The organism is Dermatophilus congolensis (assembly GCF_900187045.1).
GTDB lineage: Bacteria > Actinomycetota > Actinomycetes > Actinomycetales > Dermatophilaceae > Dermatophilus > Dermatophilus congolensis.
Genome location: NZ_LT906453.1, coordinates 570,071 through 592,256 on the forward strand (window position 1 = coordinate 570,071; position 22,186 = coordinate 592,256).

The 22,186-nt window shown below is 57.3% G+C and carries 17 protein-coding genes; 9 read left to right on the forward strand and 8 right to left on the reverse strand.

Going from position 1 to position 22,186, the window contains the following annotated elements; all coding sequences use genetic code 11:
• Window positions 1-281 precede the first annotated feature (281 nt).
• Window positions 282-2,195 (reverse strand): heparinase II/III domain-containing protein, encoded by a 1,914-nt coding sequence (locus tag CKV89_RS02430; RefSeq protein WP_051277607.1) that lies wholly within the window; start codon window positions 2,193-2,195, stop codon window positions 282-284.
• A 315-nt stretch (window positions 2,196-2,510) separates the two neighbouring features.
• Between CKV89_RS02430 and CKV89_RS02435 the strand changes: the two genes are divergently transcribed.
• On the forward strand, window positions 2,511-3,254 hold the full coding sequence (locus tag CKV89_RS02435; protein WP_028327463.1) for a chymotrypsin family serine protease: 744 nt from the start codon (window positions 2,511-2,513) through the stop codon (window positions 3,252-3,254).
• Window positions 3,255-3,326: 72 nt separating this feature from the next.
• On the opposite strand, the gene cysE is transcribed toward CKV89_RS02435, so the two are convergent.
• Entirely contained in the window at window positions 3,327-4,193 is an 867-nt protein-coding gene (cysE, locus tag CKV89_RS02440) for a serine O-acetyltransferase (protein WP_084441165.1), read from the reverse strand.
• A gap of 823 nt (window positions 4,194-5,016) precedes the next feature.
• Complete coding sequence (locus tag CKV89_RS11650; RefSeq protein WP_154657666.1) at window positions 5,017-5,301, reverse strand: hypothetical protein; 285 nt, start codon at window positions 5,299-5,301, stop codon at window positions 5,017-5,019.
• Window positions 5,302-6,153: 852 nt separating this feature from the next.
• On the opposite strand from CKV89_RS11650, the gene CKV89_RS02445 reads away from it, so the two are divergent.
• Complete coding sequence (locus CKV89_RS02445) at window positions 6,154-6,753, forward strand: GNAT family N-acetyltransferase (RefSeq protein ID WP_034401322.1); 600 nt, start codon at window positions 6,154-6,156, stop codon at window positions 6,751-6,753.
• Between the two features lie 37 nt (window positions 6,754-6,790).
• Here CKV89_RS02445 and CKV89_RS02450 read toward each other — a convergent pair whose 3' ends face one another.
• The gene (locus CKV89_RS02450) at window positions 6,791-8,164 is read right to left on the reverse strand and encodes a YihY/virulence factor BrkB family protein (protein ID WP_084441240.1); all 1,374 of its coding nucleotides are present in this window, start codon (window positions 8,162-8,164) and stop codon (window positions 6,791-6,793) included.
• A 180-nt stretch (window positions 8,165-8,344) separates the two neighbouring features.
• Between CKV89_RS02450 and CKV89_RS02455 the strand changes: the two genes are divergently transcribed.
• Window positions 8,345-8,779 carry a DUF6918 family protein gene (locus CKV89_RS02455; RefSeq protein ID WP_034401354.1) on the forward strand — a complete coding sequence of 145 codons (435 nt, stop codon included), beginning with the start codon at window positions 8,345-8,347 and terminating at the stop codon, window positions 8,777-8,779.
• Window positions 8,780-8,852: 73 nt separating this feature from the next.
• Here CKV89_RS02455 and CKV89_RS02460 read toward each other — a convergent pair whose 3' ends face one another.
• Entirely contained in the window at window positions 8,853-9,773 is a 921-nt protein-coding gene (locus CKV89_RS02460) for an alpha/beta fold hydrolase (protein ID WP_084441168.1), read from the reverse strand.
• Between the two features lie 679 nt (window positions 9,774-10,452).
• On the opposite strand from CKV89_RS02460, the gene CKV89_RS02465 reads away from it, so the two are divergent.
• From CKV89_RS02465 to CKV89_RS02475, 3 genes are all read left to right on the forward strand, one after another.
• The gene (locus CKV89_RS02465) at window positions 10,453-11,610 is read left to right on the forward strand and encodes an alpha/beta hydrolase (RefSeq protein WP_028327467.1); all 1,158 of its coding nucleotides are present in this window, start codon (window positions 10,453-10,455) and stop codon (window positions 11,608-11,610) included.
• A gap of 8 nt (window positions 11,611-11,618) precedes the next feature.
• Window positions 11,619-15,029, forward strand: coding sequence for a bifunctional lysylphosphatidylglycerol synthetase/lysine--tRNA ligase LysX (gene lysX / locus CKV89_RS02470; protein WP_084441242.1), 3,411 nt, complete (start codon window positions 11,619-11,621; stop codon window positions 15,027-15,029).
• 177 nt (window positions 15,030-15,206) lie between these two features.
• Window positions 15,207-15,920: a DUF4352 domain-containing protein gene (locus tag CKV89_RS02475; protein ID WP_157728070.1), complete on the forward strand. Its 714-nt coding sequence runs from the start codon at window positions 15,207-15,209 to the stop codon at window positions 15,918-15,920.
• Between the two features lie 68 nt (window positions 15,921-15,988).
• On the opposite strand, the gene CKV89_RS02480 is transcribed toward CKV89_RS02475, so the two are convergent.
• Complete coding sequence (locus tag CKV89_RS02480) at window positions 15,989-16,174, reverse strand: hypothetical protein (protein WP_028327469.1); 186 nt, start codon at window positions 16,172-16,174, stop codon at window positions 15,989-15,991.
• 213 nt (window positions 16,175-16,387) lie between these two features.
• On the opposite strand from CKV89_RS02480, the gene CKV89_RS02485 reads away from it, so the two are divergent.
• Window positions 16,388-18,076: an alpha/beta hydrolase gene (locus CKV89_RS02485; RefSeq protein WP_084441172.1), complete on the forward strand. Its 1,689-nt coding sequence runs from the start codon at window positions 16,388-16,390 to the stop codon at window positions 18,074-18,076.
• Between the two features lie 155 nt (window positions 18,077-18,231).
• On the opposite strand, the gene CKV89_RS02490 is transcribed toward CKV89_RS02485, so the two are convergent.
• Entirely contained in the window at window positions 18,232-19,194 is a 963-nt protein-coding gene (locus CKV89_RS02490; RefSeq protein WP_157728071.1) for a CPBP family intramembrane glutamic endopeptidase, read from the reverse strand.
• Window positions 19,195-19,360: 166 nt separating this feature from the next.
• On the opposite strand from CKV89_RS02490, the gene CKV89_RS02495 reads away from it, so the two are divergent.
• A complete protein-coding gene (locus CKV89_RS02495) occupies window positions 19,361-19,813 on the forward strand; it encodes a pyrimidine dimer DNA glycosylase/endonuclease V (RefSeq protein ID WP_084441175.1) in 453 nt (150 codons plus the stop codon).
• Window positions 19,814-19,887: 74 nt separating this feature from the next.
• Here the strand turns inward: CKV89_RS02495 and CKV89_RS02500 are convergent, their stop codons facing one another.
• On the reverse strand, window positions 19,888-20,982 hold the full coding sequence (locus CKV89_RS02500; protein WP_028327472.1) for a hypothetical protein: 1,095 nt from the start codon (window positions 20,980-20,982) through the stop codon (window positions 19,888-19,890).
• A gap of 212 nt (window positions 20,983-21,194) precedes the next feature.
• Here CKV89_RS02500 and CKV89_RS11655 point away from each other — a divergent pair, with 212 nt between their 5' ends.
• Window positions 21,195-22,172, forward strand: coding sequence for an endonuclease/exonuclease/phosphatase family protein (locus CKV89_RS11655; RefSeq protein ID WP_154657667.1), 978 nt, complete (start codon window positions 21,195-21,197; stop codon window positions 22,170-22,172).
• Window positions 22,173-22,186 lie beyond the last annotated feature (14 nt).

Consider the following 22,186-nt stretch of genomic DNA (forward strand, 5'->3'; position numbering starts at 1 on the left):
GGTGGCCTGAGGCGGCGGGCATGATGATGCGGTGATGCTTGTGCCGGAGGGGAAAGGATGCGCCGGTTCGGCGTAGGTGGTGAGGGGTGTGCCTCATGGCGAACGGGCTCCTTTCGGTGGGGCCCGTGAGCGGGCTGAGCCGGAGTGAACGGTTTTGTACTGCTCCGGAGGGGTGGTGTGCCGCGGCGCCACGCAGTAAGGGGGCGCTAGATAATCCCCCTATGTTACGTGATGATTCAGGCAAATGGAAGTGTTTTGGTGGATAACGGTGGTTGGGTAGTTCATCTGGGCAGCCTTGAGAGAGTTCCATCTGCAGCTAGCGCTACCGCAGCGGTGCGTCGACCTACCTGAAACGTGTAGATCGTTGTGGTTCCGCTGGTGGTGACGCTCATGTTCACGCGGTCGTTGCTTCCTGCGGAGACGAAAGCTGTAGCAATGCGTGCGCTGCGTCCAGACAAGGCCCGAGAGATAACTGGCGCTGCCGATCGTGTGAAGTGGTCTTTCCACATCCAACCCTGAATTGGTCGGGTTTTCCCTGCAACGATCGTGTTTTTCGTGCCGGAAGCACCGGGAGCGGGCAGGGTGAGCATGGTGGTCTTGCCAGCCACGTTGGGGGTGGTGGCGGTTGCTGTGTTCCCTCGTAGGGACACTTTTTGACCGGCAGGAAAGTGCCACATCTGCGCGAATGATGCAGCCTTCGCTGCGGAGGCGGTGTCCACGGTGATGACGATGTCGGGGTTGGACAGGAAGATCACGTCACGTTGTCGTTTCACACCGTTGAGGGGGGCATCGTTCAGGCGGTAATAGTCAGCCCCAGGGGTGATGGAAGTTTTCCTCAACTGGGTGATTGGTGCGGTTTTCATGTTTGCGATGACGAGCTGATTGTGTGCTGCCGGGCCGGTGTAGAAATCACGCCAGGCGTCATCTTCATAGCGTCCGGTTCCTGGGTCGCCCAGGATTTCTCGGCCGTTGCTGTTCCAGGTGAATGAGGTGTGGTCGTTGTGGCCGTGGCCAGCCCTTCTAGGGCCGAACCGCAGGGCGTACATGGCTTCCTGGGCAGGGCGACGTCCAGGGGATCCTGCAGGTGTTCCCCATCCGGAACGGCCAAAGGCATAGCCTGCGCTGTAGACCTTGACCCGTTGGGGTAGGGGAGCGCCTTGGGTGCCGTTGGAGGCAATCCACGCCTGCGCGGGTGTGCCTGTTGCGGCGGTTTCGCGTTTAGTGTCTCCCAATTGAGTCAGGTAGCCGTCTGGTTTGGTAGCGTGGTCGAGGAAAGTGGCCAGTGCTGCTCGCCGGTTTTGGATGGTTCGGGTTGCGGATGTGTTGATGTCGCATTCGGTGATCGCGGCGTCAACATCTCCCCAGATGTCCCAGTTCCAGCGCGCGTAGCCGGTGGATTGTTCGTTGTTGGCGCCTTGGGCGTCGATAACGCGGGAGATTTCTGATGCGAGTTTTGATGCTGCGTAGCTGGTGTAGTCGTGTCGGCGCAGCATGCAGCCCACTCCCATTACGGCCAAGGTTTGCTCGGTGCCCACGTTGTGGTCGGGCCAGGTGTTTTTCTTCAGCCATTCGGCGTGCTGTGCCAGTGAGGCATCTAGCCAGGCAGGGACTGGCTTATCGAGTTGGATGAGTCCTGCGCGTAGGCAAGCTATAGCGTCGACGCGAGTGTGAGTTGCGTTACCTGCTCCAGATCCGGTGGGCCATGGTGAGGGATTGTCTTTCACCCAGTCCTGGGCGATGGCAAGTGCTTTGTCGATACCGGATGGATCCCGGAATCGGTATGGGCCGCGCGTGGATGCTTCTACCAAAGAGCCGATCCACATGAGTGAGTGGAACCAGGTGCGCCAGCTTTTGTCTTTATATGGGTCAGCTTTCCAGTTGATGTTCTGCCCGGTACCGACTTTGGCTTTGCGTGTCTCTGGCCAGGAGAAATATCCGGCTTCTACGTTCTTTTTTGGGTTGTGAGAGGGCAGAGAACCGAACGAGCGGCATACGTAGTGTTGGGACTTTCCTGCCTGGTCGTAGTTCATTGCTGCCGAGACATACTGCGAAGCCAGGTGTGTTTGGGTAGCTGATGCCAGGGGCGCAGGGCCTACCAAAGGCGCTGTTACTGCTGAGGTGATGATGGCCACAGTGAGGGCAGCTGGCAGTGAACGCTTGCGGACGTGGCGTGGCAAGCGAAAAAGTGTGGTCATGAGGTGCCTTCCGTGGCTGTAAGATCCTGATTCCTAACGCCTTATCGCCCACACAACTTCGCACCTGAGCGCACCAATACAAACGTTTAAGACAGCACAACTTTTCAGCTCACACGATGCGAGCTTCGCTTGCTTACCGGCGTCGTAATCGCACCGTGACGCGATGGTGTCCACAGTGGTACCGACGCACCCTAGCCCACACTCTCCGCGCCGCATACGGTTGGTGTTGTGAGGGCGACTTCCCCCATCACAGCGGTACCGGAAACGGTGTCGCATTGCACATCCCACCTCACTACGCACCGATCAGGGTCAGCCATGCATCTCCGTTACATCGCGGCAACCGCCGCCGTCGCATTCACCGCTGCAGGCATCGTGGCGCCCGTCGCCACCCCAGCAGCATCCGCCGCACCCGCAGCAGCGACTACTCTCAAAGCCGACCGTCGGGTACCTACCGGTGCGCTTATTTCCGGGACCCCGCTCTCACGCCAGGCAACCAAACCCGGTAGCGGGCGGTCAGCAGGATACGAATGCACCATGGGGCTGCCAGCACGTAAAGGCAACCAGCACTATCTGATCGTTTCTGGTCACTGTGGTGAATACGGCGAAACGCTGTACACCGCATGGAACAACGGCCGCCGTACCCCCATCGGCAAAATCACCGGTGTTTCCTCGAAATACGACATTGCCGCTGTTCGAACCACTCGTGCCATTGCAGCGAGCGTGTGGTCCAGCCGCGGTGGATCCAGCTCGGTGAAACGACTCACCGGTGTTGCCGACGCAGTGGCAGGAAGCAAGGTCTGCCAGCACGGTTACCGCTCTGGAACTGTCTGCGGCATTACCGTGCAGCCCATCACCCGTAAGCAGATCGACGCAGGCCTGGTGTTCGGTAAAGCAAGCGCAGGCACAGTAGGTTCACGCCCGGGTGACTCCGGAGGCCTGGTGGTGGACTCCCGCGGCCGGGCCATCGGCATCGTTGCTGAATCGACCGAAGATGGCCAGTGGATCGGTTGGGTCCCCGCTAAGCTCGCCCTTCGCACATGGGGAATGTCCGCTCTGTAATCCCCAATCCCCGAACACTGTTGCGGCCCGGCGCCCCTCGCCCAAGAGGGGAGCCGGGCCGCAACAGTGTTGTCATGGTTTTTCTGCAGGATCCTCGCTAGCCTGCTCGATCAGCTCGTACACCTTCTCCGAAGCAGCCTCCACTTGCGGGACTTCACCGAAAAACTGATCCATGTCTAACGCTGGGAACGCCGAGGGAGGGAAGGAAACCGGCCTAGCCGGGACACCTGCCACCGTTGTATGCGGCGCGACCTCCTGCAAAACCACCGACCCCGCTCCGATCTTCGCGCCCTCACCTACCCGAATATTGCCCAGTACCTTTGCGCCCGCTCCGATCATCACGCCTCGACCGATTTTCGGGTGTCGGTCGCCGCCTTCTTTACCTGTTCCGCCCAGCGTCACCTCGTGAAGCATCGAGAAGTCGTCTTCCACTACAGCCGTCTCGCCGATGACCACACTTGTCGCGTGGTCAAACATCACGCCTTTGCCGATGCGTGCGCCTGGGTGAATATCGACCGCGAACACTTCAGAAATCCGGTTCTGTAAATACAGGGCGAATGCAGTTCTACCCTCCACCCAATAAAAATGTGCCACCCGATACGCCTGCACCGCATGAAAACCCTTGAAATACAAAAGCGGAGCTGAATACCCCCGAGCTGCCGGATCTCGTGACATCACCGCTTGCAAATCCGCAAGCACTGCTTCCACCAAGCCTGGCCCTTGCGCTAATGCCGTCGAAATCAAATCCCGCAACACCAGCGCCGTCATCGCTGTGTTCTCCAACTTCGTCGCCAACAAATGGGTCAGCGCCGCCTCTAAAGAGTCATGCCGCAACACGCAATTGTGCAGAAAACCCGCTAGTGCAGGCTCAGCTGTCGCATCCGCAGCCGCCTCTGCCCTAATCCGCTCCCACACCAGCTCATCAGCCACCAACTTCATACAGCAACAGCCCTTTCGCACAATCCCTCACAAGAGGCACATCACACGAACTACGCCCCAACCACAAGCAAAAGCCATAACGTGGAAAACCGGGCGGAACTTCCCACCCCCGCCCCAAGGCCAGCCACCCCCACCCCTAGGAAGGCCCCCGGGCCAGCGCATAGCTACTTTTGTTCTTCAATACCAAAGTTGTTTTTGCAGTAGTTGGCGAATTGCGCGAAAGATTTAGCCCAGTCACCCGTGCCATTGTCGCCTTTTTCGGTAGCTCTGTGTACCTGTTGTAGGAAGTTGGCGCAGCTCGTTTGATTCGGCGTCCTGAAGGGCAAGAACAGATGAGGCTTCAAAGGTGTTTTTGAGTGCTATTAGCTCGTGTACCTGCGCAGTTGTGGACATACTTTTATCATCGGGAAGCTTTGCGTGTGCTGCCGTACCGTCGTTCCAGGAGCCAATTACCGTCTAGCAAGCTTTCTTGTCACCGTTCGATCCTGCCGCTGAGCATCCGCTAGTCACTAACAGCAAGGCTGAGGTGGGGGGCGCCGAGGTTTTCTTCATGCATGCGATCTTGGCACGTTGTGCCTTACTTGAATCCCGTTGTCTCACTATCGCTTCGCGAGGGGATAGGTGGTCTCGTGAGGTGGGGGTCTCTTGATTGCTTGAGGTCCGCTGGGGGAATTTAGGGAGATGAATAAGAAGTATTTTGGAGAGGGAAGATTAATATTCTAGATATCTGCGATTCTTGAACACCTTACTCGATTAGAGGGCACTCCCAACGGGCGGTGTAGTTTGAATCCCAATGAAGTGAGGGCGGGTGGGTATGTTGAGATCACTGACACTTTGGCCAATTAGAGATCCCTGTCTCACTCCAATGCTCCTCTCGGAGGAAATCAACTAAGCTTTCAATAAATTGCTGAAATTGCTGAGGGTCAATAATGCTGACATCGGTTTCAATCAATCCAATTGATCTATCTGAAGATGAAGCAGATAGGGGATTTGAGCCGAAGAAAGTTTCTTCCCCTAATGAGATTTTGTGTTTGATTTTTTGATCACTATTGTACTCGTCGATAACTTGAAGGCTCAGATATTTGAAATCCTTAAGTTCAGGGCTCATGTGATCAACTCCCTTTGTCTCATAGGGTTAGCTATTACGACGTAAATATGATCCAGCCTTCTGGGCGGACAAGCTGCAGCTGCGGCACTCCATGAGGGTCGTTGATCAGGAATGTAATATTGTCGTAAAAGTGGATATTCTGTCCGGCTTTGACGCCGGTAAAGGTCCCGTGGAATGGGAGCTGGCAGGGATGCCGTTGTGTGCTACTAAACCTTGGTAGCCCTCCATGGAAGTGGTCTTCCAAAACATTTTTTCTTTGGCTGGGCTAATTGCTCGACGTACATTGTTTGTGTTTAGTTTTATTCCCCATTGAATATAAGGGGACCCTGCTCGGTTCCCTGGGGTGCAGGCACGTTGCAGAGTGAAGGTTCCGCCAGTCCCCTGGTAGGTGTACATTTTTCCGCACTTTAACGGAGCATATTTTCGCGCGCCCCGCTCGTTTGTAACGAATGTGAGCATTTCCGGATCAGTGCCGGCGGGAAAGGTCTGCTCGTTCATCGCGAGCTCGGTTAGGTGTTCGGTGTCGGAATTCAGGGCGGAGACAGAGCTAGGGTGCATTAGACCAGCAAGTGCCAACAGAATGGACGCCATGATCGCTGTGAGCTAGTGGTTCTCACGCGGAAAATTTAATCCATGGGTGTTCAAGACATGTGAGCACATAGATGCATCCGAGTTTGAGTGGGCTCGGTTTAGAGTTTGTTCCGGACGGCGTGTTTTGCTCTTTATCTGGCGGTCATTTCCGTAGCCTGGGCAGTCCCGAAAGAGTAGAAAGCCCTTACCTGATCTTTTTGGGGATGCATCAGCTCCACCGAAAAGCAGGAAAAACTCACCCTCCACAGGCAAGCTGAATTCATGAACGCGCGCCGCTTCAGCGAATTGGACTGGCCTCGCCGCACCCAACGCTTAACCATTCGGCCTGCCACCATGGCTGATGCAGACACCAGTTTTGCCCAGCGATCCATGCCGCAGGTTGGGCGCTGGATGACCTCCCAGCCCGATAACCGCCAAGCCTTCCAGCAGGCATTTCGCCTTGGCCTGGAGAACACGCTCATCCTTGAGAACGACTCTGGTGCTGGCTCGCGTGTCATCGGCGAAATGAGATGTCACGTCAAAGATGCGTGGGGGCAACGAGAAATCGTCGAACAAGCCCGTCAAAGCCGCGCTGAGCTGGGCTGGTTCATCATTCCGCAAGAGCATGGAAAAGGCTACGGATTAGAGGCAGTTACTGAACTGCTTGCAATCGCTTTCGATGGAGTAGGTGTACGTCGAGTAGAAGCAGGATGCTTCGCGGAGAACGAAGCATCCTGGCGTCTCATGGAGCGGATAGGCATGCGGCGTGAGGGCCACTACATCGCTGAAAGTTTGCACCGTGACGGTACCTGGCGGGACACGATGATGTACGCGTTACTGGCCGAGGAATGGCGTGACCGGCACAAACACCAGCAGCAATGACCTCACTCGCCGGTGCCCACCTTTAATCGTGGAACTTTCAGGACTGGCTGCCTTCTGAAGAGACAGAGCGATAAGTCTGTGCTGATGCTGCGTCCCGATCGCCGTCGCAGCGCTTTTCAATGATGAGGCGACGGCCCCAGTAATCTTTCTCAGCGATTTCGATACGGGGACGTTGCCCCAGGCGAGCACGCTGGGCGACAACGCGCTCTTCGAGCTTGATGACCCGCGAAACGAGGGAGGCTCGTTTTTCCGCACTCATTGGTTCGGCCGGGATGGCGGTGCCATCTGGGCGAGAGTCGTAAGGCATTCGGGCAGTTCCGGTGGCTGCCTCGCCACGTAGATTGACGCCAGGGCTCAGGTCAGGGTCGACGTCGATCTGGCCGGTGGCTTTCTGGTACCGCCAGTCCAAGGTGCGGGGCACGGAAAGAGTGACGTGGTTGGGATGCTCGTGGTAGTGGACTTCTTCAGGAGTTTCCGGAAGTACCGGGTTAGGTGGGTTGGCTGTGAAAGCCGCGACCATAAGCAGCACACGCGCAAGCAGGTTCACAAAAAGCAGCAGCGTGGCGATGGATGCCGCAGATGCCAAGAGCGGGTTTTTACCGACAGAAGATACAAGGGAGGTGCCCAGGGTTACGACGATCTGGACAACGACCCCACCGATGATGGATCCCATCCAGAGGTCTTTGCGGGTGGCGTGAACATGCGCGGTGACGATAAACAGGCAAGCGAACGTGCATGCTGCCACTGCCGAAGCGACGAGTAAACCACCTAGGCGGGCGGCAGTGGCGATGAGGGGTACACCGTCGAGTCCGATGAGAGCAGCGAAAGTCTTGCCCATCGTGCCTGCGGCGGTGCCCAGGAGCGCAGAGAGCACGATCCCAAAAGACATGCCAATGAACCCGAAGAGATCGCGGGCTTTTTGCAGGGCGATGTTTTCGGCGGGAGTGGCGATACCGAACATGGCCTGCACACAGGTGCGGATGCAGGTCATGATGTTGACAGCTGACCACAGCAAGACCACCGCAGCAATGATCGAGGTGGGGTTAAGGGCGCTGTCCATGATCAGCGAGTCTGGATCGATGAGCCCTGCGCCAGAGCCATCTTTGAGGATGTTGGGAAGTACTTGGTTGACGGCACGAATTACTTGGCGGCGGAGGTCGGCGTCGTTGCCCAGGGTGGCCATGAAAAAGGTCCAGGCGATGGTGAGGGCTGAGACGATGGAGAACAGGGCGGAGTAGGCGATTCCACCGGCGAGCATCGCCCCTTTTGCTGCGTTGTACCGGTTCATGGACCGCATGGCCCGTGAGTTCATGACGAAGTCGATGAGTTTTTTTATTGGGGAGGGTTTTTCAGGGGTTTGGGGGAGTGATGTGGCGGATTCGTCCACATCTGTGCTCTTCGCTGCGGCCATGGTGTTCACGGTATGTCAGCAAGTCGTGGGGGACCGGTCAGGGACAGGGTGTGTGGCGTTCTTTCGTGGGGCATCCACGCTGTGAGCGCGGATAAGGTCAAGATCCTTGGCCCTTGCGTTAGCAGGGGTGTTTTGGATGTTTCTGTGACAGAAATATCCCCGTTCCGAAAGGGTGTTTTGATGGCTGCACTTTCCGACGTGCTCTGTGACTCGTCTCGACGTGACCAGGTCGTGGCCGAGGTGGTTTCCACGATTGAGCAGGAAGTCACGGGTAAGTCCGGTATCTCCGGTATGGCGTTTAAGACGGCCTTCAAGGCTGTGCAGAAGATGAGCCCGGATTTGGTGCGTACGGCTGTGGACAGGATGCTGCCGGATGCTGCGGAGAAGTTGGATCCGCTGTGGCAGGAGAAAGGCGCTGTGCCCTTTGGCGACTACTTGTTGTCGCGTTCGGATGAAGCTGCCGACGCTCTGCTCTCCGTGACGGATGAGAGGGCTGCTCGTCCGAATAACGCTGCGGTGGCGAAGATCTACAACACGGTGCGGCCCAAGGCCAAGTCTCATGTTGTTGAAGCTCTGCCTGCTATCGGGCGTGTGATTGAAAAGCACGCCGCCTGAATTAACTGGTGAACAAGGTGAATGGCTGAGTTCTGCTGTGGCAGGGCTCAGCCGTTTGCTGTGCCCGGCGGGGCTATTGAGCCAGAGCGTGGCCGTGGGGCAGTGAGTCAAGAAAACGACAGATGGCCTGGGTCAGTGGGGTGGCGCGCAGGTCATTGCCGTTGGATCCGCCTTGAATGACGCGAGCTTGCCAGGTGGGTCGTTTGTTTTCGATGCTGCGGAAATGGGTGTAGCCGTTGTAGAAACGGCCGTTGTAAGGATGCAGCAGCCAGACAGGGATTGTTAGGGCGTCCATGCCGCTGGCGCTGATGTCTTCGCCTTTGCAGGCGCAATGGCTGTAGGTGTAGAGGGTTTCGCGGGTGGGGGTGCGGAACCATAGGCCTTCTGGGCCAGAACGGATGCTGTGTCGTACTTGGGCGAGCGCTTCTTCACGCAGATCAGTGGGCGACATCCAGTCTTTTTGGAGTGCGGTAGCGGCTGCGTTGACGAACTGGTTGAGGGAGGCCGTGCCATGCCCGTAGGTGTCTAGTCGCAGCCGTTGTGCGATGGAAGACAGCACGAAGGGGTCATTAATGAAGGCGAGTAGTTCGGCATAAGGGGCGGGAGGTAGTGAGATCGGGGCGTCGATGAGACAGGCAGCGCTGACTATTTCGGGTGCGAGCCGAGCCGCCCATAGGGCGATGTCACCGCCCCATAAGTGCCCTACGAGTACGAAAGATGCGGTTCCGGTGGCGTTGGCGATGCCGTGCAGGTCCATTGCGAAATCTGCTGTTTCTCGTAAAGGGGCAGTGCTTTGTCCGTGTCCGCGTAGGTCTAGGGCTAGGACACGTCCGTAGCTGGTCAGAGCTGGGGCGATGTGATCCCATGCTCGTGCGTTGTCGCAGACATTGTGGATAAGAAGGATGGTTGGTTGGTCTACGCCACGATCGCCTCCGAAGTCGCGCACGGCTATGTGGCCAGAAGTGACGCGAATTAACTTGTGTAACGGAAGCATCCTGTCCTCAAGCAGTCGGTTGGTGATGCCTGGACTTTTTCACGGAAGGCAGCAGCGTTCTTTTCCAGATGTGACCGCACTCACGGTAACGGACGGGTAACAATTTTGAAGGCACTATGACTGTGCTTTTCTTCCAGCGGATCAAGAACCTTCCTAGAGGCATGTGAAACCCGCTCAGTGATGGACTCTTGTAACTGCGGCAAAGCCTGATTTTTTTAATCGCATACCTGGCCATGAACATGCAGAAACTGTGTCGTTCACTCCAACGAATACAGCTACTGATTCTGAGCATCACCGCAAAACTCCCAAACAGTACGTGTTCGCAAACGGCGAAGCCACCTCCCATAGCGTGAGATCCCTCAATCTGTAAGCAAACTCGCCTCGTCAATGCCGCCTGTAAACACCCACGTAAAAGCACATATCTATCTGCATCCAATACCACACACAGACACATCTACCCGTTAAATCCAGAAGCTCACCAAAACAACCCCAACCCTGGCTAAGACCACAGGGACCAGCCCCCGCCACAACCACCGGCCACAATGGATCGAGGCGCTTCACAAGATGCTCACGATTCGGCGAGATGTAAGGCTAAACCCACAACTTATGTCGCAGACTGCCGATCTACCATGAATACTCGTTGCAACGCGATCTGCGGGGCCATCAGCAAGGAGAGTCCATGAACTCGCTCATGAATGTGTCGCTCGTCAGCGACACCGCGGTCTGGGTAATCCGGATCATCGCGATAGTCGCATTCATCGCCTTGATCGTTAAATGGGGGGCCCTGGCACGCAACACCATCGTTCGCGTCATTCTTCGAGTTATCTCCCTCGTTGTCGTGACCGTCCTGGCTGCGCTCGCTCTCGCTGCACCGATCAACGCCGAATACGGCTGGTACTCCACCATCGCTGACTTCTTTCCCGGCAGCGCCACCTCCAACAGCAGCTCCACCGGCGCCTCAGCCACCCAGGCCCTGGGAAATAACCACTCCTCCAGCCCCCTCATCACCGGGGCCCGCAACAGGCCAGCAGTGAACCTTTCTCCTCGGCCCACCAAAACTAACTCCGGCGCAGGATTTCAAGACTTCACCGTTGCAGGACAACGCAGCGGAGTCACCAGCAAAGTCACAGTCTGGTTTCCCAAGGAATACTTCGAAGACCCCAACGCGACTTTCCCCGTCATTGAAGCTTTCCACGGCATCAAACCCGCACCGTACGCCTACTTCAACGTAGTTCAGATCGACAAAACCATCACCGAGCTGGTTGCACAAGGAAAGATGAAGCCCTCCATTGTGCTGGTCCCGCACTGGGCCGTCGGTGGTAAAGACAACGAGTGCGTTAACTCCGCCGCCGGTGGCAACGTCGAAACCTGGGTCAGCGAAGACATCCCAGCATGGGCATACAACACCTTCCGCGTTACACCCGGCCGTGACTCCTTCTCCGCCTACGGCCTTTCTGCTGGCGGGTACTGCGCCAGCATGGTCTCGATGCTCCACCCCGACATCTTCGCTACCGGCATCTCTCTGGGTGGCTACTGGGCACCCCTGTTCGACCAGCCTTTCGTGCCCTTCAAACCCGGCAGCGAACAATGGAAGCGCTACGACCTCATCAACGTCGAGAAAAAGAGCGCACCCCCCGTTGCCCTATGGACGCTCTACGGCGCAGGAGACAACCTCGCCCTCGCTGGCACAGCCGAATTCGCCAAAGCCGTTCGTCCCCCCTCGTCTTTCACCGAAACAAAACTCTCCCAAGGCGGCCACAACACCTCGGTGTGGACACCACACGTGCCTGCATCTCTGGAATGGCTCGCTGAGCACTCCCCGGCATTCAAGAAATGACCGACTCCATGAGCACCACCCGTAAAACCCCGACCACGGAGTCCCCAGCGCCTCCGGAAGACAACACTGCGGCCCAGCTAACACCCGAAGAAACACAAAAACACAACATCCGACGCCGCCTACGAGCCCAGGCCACCCCCGCGCAAGAAAACGCTGCCCGCGTTCTCATCGCGGTATTTGCCACCACCTTGGCGCTCACAGTGGTGTTCTACTTCGTCGGAGGACGACTCAGCGGATTCGCCCTGCGTATCGTCTACGGCACCATCAACATCCCTGCAACCACCAGCCTCGTCTCCATCCTGGTGCTTGCTCTGCTTGTCGGTGGGCTTCTCCGACGCAAACGCATGGCTTTGTACATCGTTGCGTCGTTCCAGATCCTCGGTTTCCTCTGGTCAGCTCAACGGCTTGCATCTGTCCTCGTCGGAACCTTCTCTCCACCCACCGAAGCGATCCGGGTATCACCAGAGCGCCTCATCCTCGTGGACAGCCTCGCGATCATCTTCGGTCTGACAGTCCCTGTGATTCTGTGGTGGGTCCGTCCAGCATTCCCGGCTCGTGTTCAGCGCGGATCTTTCATCCGCGCCTCACTCATCGCCATCGGCGGTTCGCTTATTTCCGTCGGTATCGCTTTCGCCATCATGGAAGCCACCGCCGAGGAACGCTCCGTGCTCCGCGCCTTCGGCGCTGTTGTGCGTAACTCACTGGGCGTTGCCGGGGTCGCAGACCGACACGTGCTGCACACTGTCGGCCACGGTGTACCTGTTCTTCTAGAGATTTGCCTCTCGGCGACTTTCGTTCTGGCTATCTGGGCCTTCTTGCGCTCCTCTGGATCACCGCAGAACTGGACTGGCATGAGCGAGGTCGCGGTCCGTGAACTCCTTGCTCAGCACGGCCAAGCTGACTCCCTGGGTTACTTCGCTACCCGCCGCGACCGTTCTTACTCCTTCTCCGATGACCAGAAAGCCGTCCTGGCTTACCGCGTCGTCGGATCTGTTGCGCTGGCCTCTGGTGACCCCATCGGTGAACACACATCGTGGAAGTCCGCCGTGGACAACTGGCTCGACTCCTGCCGTGAATACGGCTGGATTCCCGCTGTCACTAGCGTTGGGGCAGAAGCAGGTCGCTTCTTCGCTGCCCGAGGGTTCGGCATCGTCCCCCTCGGTGACGAAGCCATCCTTCACCCTGACCGCTTCACTCTTGACTCCACCTCCATGACCTCCGTACGGCAGGCCGTTACTCGCGCCCGCCGAGCCGGACTGACCGTCACCATCCGCCGCCACAGCGATCTCACTGAGGCCGAGATGGCCGAAATGATCCATCTCGCCGACTCCTGGCGCATCGGTGGCCCTGAACGTGGCTTCTCTATGGCTCTCGAACGCCTCGGAGACCCTGCCGATGGACGCTGTGTGCTTGTCATGGCTCACACCAAAGACGGCAAACCCGTTGGCATGCTCTCCCTGGTCCCATGGGGACGAACCGGACTGTCACTGGACGTCATGCGTCGTTCGCCCGAGGCACCCAACGGCGTTACCGAACTCATGGTCGCCGAACTCATGGACCGCGCCGAATCCCTCGGCCTTGTCCACGTTTCTTTGAACTTCGCTGTCGCCCGATCAGTTTTCGCGGACGCAGACGAGCTCGGTGCCTCTCCCTTTACTCGGGCAGGATCTGGGCTGCTGGGCCTTGTTGACCGCTTCACCCAGATCGAAAGCCTCTACCGCAACAACGACCGGTACCGGCCTGAGTGGGTGCCTAGGTATGTCTGCTTCGAAGGTGCCGCAGCACTACCCGCCGTGGCTCTGGCCATCGGCGCCGCCGAAGGATTCCTACCGCTGCCAGGACGGAACACCAGCGTCGGCAACCAGCTCACCCCCTTCGAACTCGAACGAGCCAGCGAAGTTGAACGAATCACTTTCGAGGTCGCGGCTGTTGAACCACGGCGCAGCAACTCCACCCGTCACCGCATGCGTCACCTCGATGCACTCTGCGCCGCAGGACGTAACCCTTATACGGTTGGTCGCCCCGGCGGAGAAGCCTTGGCCACGCTCAACGCGCAGACTCCTGCTACCGGCACTCAGGTGCACGTGCACGCGCGTGTACGCAGTGTCCGTCGCCACGGAGGAGTCATCTTCGTGACCCTCATCGATAACGGAGTCCAGGCTCAAGCCATCCTCGAACGTGACACCCTCGGAGCTGACCAGATCGAGCTGTTTGGTCGCAATATCGATACCGGAGACCTGCTCTCCTTCCAAGGTCACATGGGGACCTCCCGCAACGGCACCTCCTCGATCATCGTCAGCTCCTGGGACATCGCTGCCAAGGCGCTACACCCTGTTCCTTACGGTGGTTTGACAGACCCTGGTCAGCGAGCCCGCGCACGCACCATGGACCTGCTTGTTCACCCACAAGCCGCAGCTAAATTGCGTGCCCGCTCACGGGCCATCGGAGCAGTCCGCTCCGTCCTGCTCGAAGAGGGATACCTGGAAGTCGAGACGCCTATGCTGCAAAGCACAAATGGTGGCGCTACTGCTCGACCATTCCGCACGTTCTCCAACGCTTACGGAACTGACCTGGTCATGCGTATCGCCCCAGAGCTTGCACTCAAGCGTCTCCTTGCAGGCGATATGGGGCCCGTGTTCGAAATTGGCCGTAACTTCCGTAATGAAGGCGCTGATTTAACACACAACCCAGAATTCACCGTTCTGGAGGCCTACCGTCCCTTCTCGGACTACAACGGAATGCGGTTGCTTACTCAACGAGTGATCCAAGCTGCTGCGCGTGCTGTGCATGGGGCTGAAGTTATTCCGCTGCCAATGGGCCCTGAAGATGAAAACGGCAACCCCACCGTTATCCCGGTTGATATTTCTGGGGACTGGCCAGTCATTTCTGTTGCCGATGCTGTTTCCGAAAAGGTTGGTCAGCGAGTCTCACACACTACCGACCTAGAAACTTTGCTTGCACTAGCGCGTAAGCATGAGGTCGCCGTAGCCAATGACATGGGTCCTGGGGCAGTTCTTGAGGAGTTGTACGCAGAGCTCGTCGAGGGCGAGACGGTATATCCCACGTTCTATGTTGACTTCCCTGTTGAAACCTCTCCGCTGACTGGGCCACACCGGTCAATTCCGGGCCTGGTTGAGCGTTGGGACCTTGTCATCCGGGGCGCTGAACTTGGAACGGCCTACTCCGAACTCAACGACCCAATCGAACAGCGCCGCCGTCTTACCGAGCAGTCCTTGAAAGCGGCTGCCGGTAACGTGGAGGCCATGGAGGTTGACGAAGACTTCCTGGCAGCTCTTGAAGTGGGAATGCCCCCAGCAGGTGGTCTTGGTATCGGACTGGACCGGCTGGTCATGATGCTCACCGAGTCCAACATTCGCGAGGTACTCAGTTTCCCGTTTGTGCGTCCGCGTCAGAAATAGCAGACACAGAAGTAGTTCTGTCTGTGAGGTAATCCATCACACCGCAACGCCCTGTGTGGCGTTGCGGTGTGATAACGGGAAAGTATGCAGCGGGCAAAACCACTTATCAAGGACGAAAACACACCGATGCAACGAAGGAGCGTCAATTCGCGCCGCCCCTCCCGCCCTGGAGTGTCAATGTCTTCGTCCACTCGCCAACGTCCGAATGCTCCTGGCCCTGCCGCTGCTGACACGCTAACCGGCGGTGCGCGTCGTCGAGCAGCGGCCCCCCAGGCCTCACGCGCACAAAAAAAACAGAAACAGACTGCCGAGGAGATCGCTTCTGCTGTTCGGGCTGAAGCTGCGCGGAGGGCAGCGTTACCGCCGTGGTACCTGCGTAAGCGTTATGTCGCTCCGCTTTTTGCTGGTGGCCTGGCTGCCGTGGCTGCTATTTCTTTGATGAGTTCGATTCCGGGACCAGCCGCCCCGCCGCCGGTAAAAGTGACACCGACGATTGCCTCTGCATCTATTGGCAAACCATTCAAAGACGGCGATATGACTTTCACGATCCGGTCCATTGCGCTTCCTGGATCAACAATTGGGGAGACTGTTGCTGCTGAGAAAGCCCGTGGAACGTGGGTGCTTGTCACTGTTGACATTACGAATAAGGGCACAGGATCCAACACCATCGACGTTGCTGGACAACGTCTGACAACAGCGAACAACGCTGTTCATGACGCGGCCGTGGTGCCTTCACTAAGTGGCTGGGATGACGCGTACATCTCCGGTATTGCACCTAACAGCACTACTACTGCGCAGATTGCGTTTGATATTCCTGCAGGTTCAACTCCTGCAGTTCTCACGTTGCGGGGTGGCCATTCAGGAGCGGGCGCCAAAGTTCCGCTGAGGTAAAAGCGGGGCTATGCGGATAATCTGTGCTGCCATCTAGTGCAGATTTCGTCGTGTTCTGAGTTGGTCCGTCAGTGCTGTCGTTTGTTGTCTTCGGCCATGAATGCTCGCAAGATATTGCCGATTCCTTCTGCGGTGACGGCAACGTCTTTATTTGCGTTTGCTATGGCTGTTTCGATGTCGTGGGTTTTTTCTGAGGTAGTGCCAGGCGTGGTGGGGGTGGGGCGTGGGGGCGATTGGTTGTGACTGTGCTGCATGAGGCCGCCTTAGGTTGGTGTTGTTCTTATCGGTCTTTGCGGTGCAGGTTCGAGCGGGTATGTGGGGTGGCAAAAAGTAAATTCTGCGATAGACAGCTAAAACGGCTGTGCCTTAACGGATTTGAGTCCTACGCCTGTGTTCACTGATGTGTGTATGTATTCAAGACGGTGGTCCAGGCGGCTGTCCGTCTATGAGCGGAAGGACGAACCTCCATGCGTGGTGGAAAACTCCGCAGCATTTCGGCTGCGTCCGGTGCTGCATTACTGCTAGTCAGTGGTGGTATGTCAGCGGCGTCGGTACCTGCGCAAGCGTTGGAAACAACGAAGCCGTCAACGGAAACACCTGCTGGTGAAGCTGGCAAAATTGCGTGGAAGCGCTGCAATACAGGCATGCAGTGTGGCGAGCTAGCAGTTCCCCTTGACTACAAAGATGAGAAAAAAGGAACCATCGACCTCGCGATTAGTCGTCGACCTGCTGACGATCAAAAACACAAATTGGGTGTTTTGTTTGTGAATCCCGGTGGTCCGGGAGGCTCTGCTGTCTCGGCAGTGGGAATGTTTTCCTCCAAGATGGGGCGAGACATCCGTAAAAACTTCGACATCGTGGGAGTGGATCCACGAGGAATCGGTGGTTCGGACCTTGCCTTGTGCAAGATGAAAGCGAATGACATCGCTGAAGAAGGTGAACCATACCCGATTTCTCCAGAACAAATCGCAAAAAGAAAAGCGCACGACGAGAAGAAGCGGAAGGCATGCGAAGACAGCAAAACTCGCATTCTTCCCTACATGACTACTGCCGATGTGGCTCGGGATATGGATCGAGTTCGAGAAGTCCTGGGGCAAAAAGTCATTAACTATTACGGTATTTCGTACGGCACCCAGCTGGGGAACACCTATGCGGCAATGTTCCCGAACCGTGTCCGCACCATGGTGATCGATGGAGTTCTGGACCCAGTTCAGTGGTCAACAGGCGATTCTGAAGTTGCTTCAAAGGTGCCCTCGACTACCAGGATTCGTAGTGGTGTCGGTGCGCATCAGGCAATGAAATCGGCCATCTCTGAGTGTGAGCGAGTCGGTTCTGACTGTGAACAGAGCGACACGATCCGTAATGACTGGAATTACCTAACGTCACGGCTTCGTGGAAAGTCAGTGATCCTTGAAGGGCCGTTCGGTTCAAAAACTTTCACTTATCAAGATTTGTTCGCCACAAGTACGTCAATGTTGTACGGAACAGAAGCCATCCCTGATCTTTTGGCTTTTATCTCCTCACTGCGCGCTGATGTGGAGAAGGTGAAAGACACCTCCTCGCAAGCGGCAGGGAAAACTGCTCAGAAAGCTTCAGAAAAGTCAGTTAAGTACTACGGGAAACTTCTGGACCATGAGCGGCGAATGAAGCGCGACTTGATCTCTTATGATCCGCCTGCTCCGATCTCAGACTCAGGTAAAGAGGAAAGCCTAGACGTGCCTTTTGGATTCGAGGGCGTCCTATGCTCAGAGACAAACAACCCTTCTACTTTTGAATCATGGCCAGCAGCAGCGAAAATCGCGGAACAGGCTGCGCCGGGATTCGGGCCGCTGTGGACGTGGAATTCTTCGATCTGCTCAGGGTGGAAGTTCAAAGGCGCCAACGCCTACAAAGGCCCCTACACCAGCTCTCCCGCTGGTGGAATGCTGGTGATGAGCACGCTGGAGGATCCAGCAACCCCGTACTCAGGCGCTAAAGCCGTGCGTTCACTGGTGAAGAACAGTCGCTTGATCACTGTGCCGACATGGGGGCATGGAGTCGTTGATTCAAGTGAATGCGCGGAAAAGGCACGGAATGACTATTTCTTGAGTGGAAAACTTCCATCAAAGGATATGACGTGCCGCCCAGATCACCGTCTGTTCACTCCACTGGACTGATCAATATGTAAGGGTGGCGAGCCCGGGAAGTCCCGGACTCGCCACCCTTACGTCTTGGGCAGAACTATAAACGGATAGCGAATTTTGTAAGAGACGCTGGGAGGACTGTAAGAGTCAGGCGGTTGGCGATGGCGACTTCTTTCAGGCCTCTACGTTTACCTTTCTACCGGTTCGGGCTGGTTTTGCGTGGTAGAAGACAGCCCCTCTCGAGAAAATAGACGGTTAAGTACGAAGATTCCGATCCCGACCAAAGCGAGACTGTATAGGGATGCGGCGAGACTGATTTCACTGGTTTCGGTGATTTGTCCTTCACCAACGGATGCTGTGAAGACAGCGATTACCCCTAACGTGAGGTTATTGGCTACGTGGATAGCGATGGAGGCCTCTAGGCCGCCGGTGCGCCACACCAGGTAGAGCGACATCAGTGACATACCGGCGAGGTTCAGCACGATCCATGGGTGGGCTGAGGTGTGCAGGGCAGTGAAAACAATTGTGGAGATTGCGCCAGCAACGCAGAATCCGACTTTCACATCACGGAACCAGCTAGCAATTGTGGTTAAGAGCAGACCGCGAACAATGTATTCCTCTCCAGCCGCTTGCAGCGGCGTGAGCAGGAGAGCAATAGCAAGGTGAAAGAACCACCCTTGTGAAAAAGCGAACGACGACTCGCCTGAAAGGATGACTTGAGCCAGATTTCCCAGCAACCAGATCGGTAGCGTTGCGGCTACTGCTGTTGCTAGCCATTTCCAGCGGACACGGCCAGTAATGGAGTGCAAATAACCACCGGATACACGGTAGACGAGAGCAACTGCGCCGATGGATATCGGGATGAGTGAGGCCAGGGCGAGGTTGAGCGCTGCTGATGCGGCGGGGCTAGGGGTGGGGTTGTTGCTGTCGACGCCGCCACCAAGCAGAGGCAGAGAAAGGCGCATCGCTGCAATGGCCAGAACAGCACCGCCGATAGTCGTTGCTATCGCTGCGGGGGCTTTCCACCAGCGGGTTGTGGCGCGTCGCAGGATGTGCGGGTAGGGGGTGCCAGGTGAGGAGGCATCTTGGGGAGGTTGGCTTTGTGGGGCGCGCTGAGTGAAGCGCGAAGTGAGCTTGGCGATGAGCGACATGTGCACCAGTGTGGCTGAGCGAAGTTCATGGTTGCACTGCTCTTTCGGCGTCGGCGTAACGGTACGGGGTGTGATTGCGCTCTCAACGGTGGCTGTGTAGCTGGGTGAGTGTGGGGGGGGGGAAGCTTGGCGTTGGGGCTTTCTGGGGGTGTTTAAGGTGTGCGGCATGCGCATTTGGAGTTTGCATCCGTCGTTATTGGATCGAGCTGCATTGGTGGCGGGGTGGCGGGAAACTTTGTTGGCACAGAAAGTGTTGCGGGGTTTGACTAAGGGGTACCGCAATCATCTTCAGCTGGAACGGTTTAAGTCTCTTGCTGATCCGGTGGCCAGCGTGGCGGTGTATCTGCATGGTTTGGCCGATGAGGCTGATATTCGTGGGTATCGCTTTGATCGGTCTCGGATCGTTGATGTTGCTGATGCGCGCATGTCGGTGGCGCGTTCTGCTGAGTTTCCAGTGACGTCGGGGCAGCTTGAATATGAGCTTTCGCATTTGCGGTCGAAAGTAGTGGTTCGTGCCCCGCAGTGGCTGCCGTGTTTGGACGCAGTTGTTGGTGTTCCACCAGCGCACAGCGCTTTTGTAGTTATTTCCGGAGATATTGAGCCGTGGGAAATTATTTAGTTTCTGGGGTTTATGCAGGTGTGGCCTGAACGCACATGTGCGTTCAGGCCACACCTTTGGTGACGTGGATTGGTTCAGGATGTGGCGTGCACAGCTGAAGCGATACGTCGAACGGTTTGAGTAGCACGTGCTTCGGCGCGTTCACGGCTTTCGTTGAAGCGTGCACGCAAGTGGTGGCCATCGCGGACTACTGCTGCGGCAAAAGCGATACCGGCGGTGACCCCGAAAGTGGTGGCCAAGACAATGAGCAAAAGAGCGGGGATAGCGCCGAGCCCGTTAGCGGTGAAGCCTGTCCAGCCGCCTACGGCGATAAGACCCAGGCCGAAGATGAGAGGGATCGCACCGGTGGGTTTGAGGTTTCCGCCTCGTGTTGTCAGCGCACCGATCACAAATAGAGCGATGCCAGGGCAGAACAAAGCGATGAGAGCGGCGATAGTGAATTGAAGGCCGCTGTCTTGGCCAGCCCATGTGGTTTGTCGGGTGGAGACCAAAACAACCGTGCCTAGAGAGATGGTGGCTGCGCCAGCGAATGTGGCAGCAAGCGAGCGCATGTCAGAACGGTGCCAGAGCAGGTCGATATCGCGGGTGAGTGTGTAGGTGGTGGTGGCGATTGTGACCAGTCCGGCGACCAGCAGCGCGGGGGTGAATGCTGGTGATGTCAGGCCGGTGGTGATTTGAGTGGTGATGTCGGCGAGGCCTTGTGGGGTAGACAGGGCTGCGCTGATCCCGGCGACGGTGATGATTGTGGTAGCTGCGAGCAGCATGTGTGCGCGGGCCAGGGTGGTGAAGTTCGCAGCGATAAGTGTCAGCCATGCGATGAGAGCAGCGGTGATGCCGGTGGTGTTGGTCCAGCTAGTGGCGTGGGCTCCGAGGGCGGCTGCCCAAATGAGGGCAAGACCGACGGCGGTTGTTGCGGTGGTTGCGGTAGCGCGCGGGGCAGGCAGGGCGGTCCAGGTGTTGTGGGGCAGGCGGGTGACGGCCCAGGCGATGAGGAGGGCGGTGGGGGCCAGGGAGAGCGGGTTATCGCCAAGGCTGGTGGACAGGACTGTGGTGAGGCCGATGACTGCGAAACCGATGATGAGGTGGGCGCCGAGTTGTCGTGTGAGAGTTGGTGGAGGAGCGGTCTCTTGCTGTGCGTTTATTGCTGCTGTGGTCGAACCGTCGCGCATCGGTTTCGATACCCCCTGCCGTATTGGCTGTGTTGTTTTCGGTGGTGCGTGTGCCGTCCCTCTTATTCTGTCGCGTGGTGGGGCGTGTTGTGCAGTTGGCTCGGCGCCGTTTGGGTTGCCATTCGGCAACGGTTTGCTCAGTGATTCTTCAATTGGACGGGTGGTCAGGTTGTTTCGTGTGACGGCGTTGTTTTTAGGGGGTTTTTCCGTTGATGAAGTGGGTGCGTGGTTGTGGCTGGGTAATTGTTGCTATGGGGGTGGTGGTGGCGTGCGTGTCGTTGATGGATGGGCCGCAGTGGAGTTTTGTGCCGTTGGTGCAGGCGTTGGCGCCGGTGGGGGCCTTGGTGACGGTCTTGGTGGCGTTGCTGTTGCTGCTTCTTTCTTGGCGTCAGGCACTGGTGATGGGGGTGGTGGCGGTGGTGTTGTTCGCTCCGATGTTGGGGGAGGTGCTTGACCGGCAGTCGTCAGATCCTGTGCCGGTGGGGCAGCGTCCGAAAGACATGTTGACGGTGTTGTCAGTGAATACATATTTCGGGATCGAGGTGCCTGCCACGACGGTGGAGCAGGTGAAGGCGTTACGCCCGGATGTGTTGGTTTTGGTGGAGGAGTCGCCTGCGAATTGGCAGGGCTTGTTGAAGGCAGGTTTGGGAGAGTTTTTGCCGTATGCGACGGGCACGGTGGGGGGATCTTCTTCGACAGTGGTGGCAACGCGGGAGCCGATGTCGTGTGTGGATATCAGCTCCCGGATGCGGTGTAACGAGGTAGTGGATGTGGGCTCTGGTGAGGTGGAGGAGTTCGATATGCCAGCGGTGCGGCTGGCTGATGGGACGTTGTTTCGGGGGGTGCATCCGTGGTCACCGCGGCTTGATCCGGTCAATAGGTGGTATCGCGATCAGGTGGGGTTGGTGGATTGGGTGCGTCGATACGGTGGTGAGCAGCGATTGGTGCTTGCGGGGGATTTCAATGCTTCGCGCTCGCATCCGGTGTTCAGAAGGTTGTTGAACGGGATGGTGGAGGCTCCCTCGGGTGGGATTCCCTGGACTCGGACGTGGCCGATGGGGTGGTTTTTTCCGCCGTTCGTCCAGATTGATCATGTGGTGGCGCGGGGGTTCGGGGTGGCTGCTGCTGGAGTGTTGCCTTCAAAGGTGAGTGATCATGCGGCGGTGTGGGCGCAGTTGGTGCGGAAGTGAGGTGGGTGGCACAG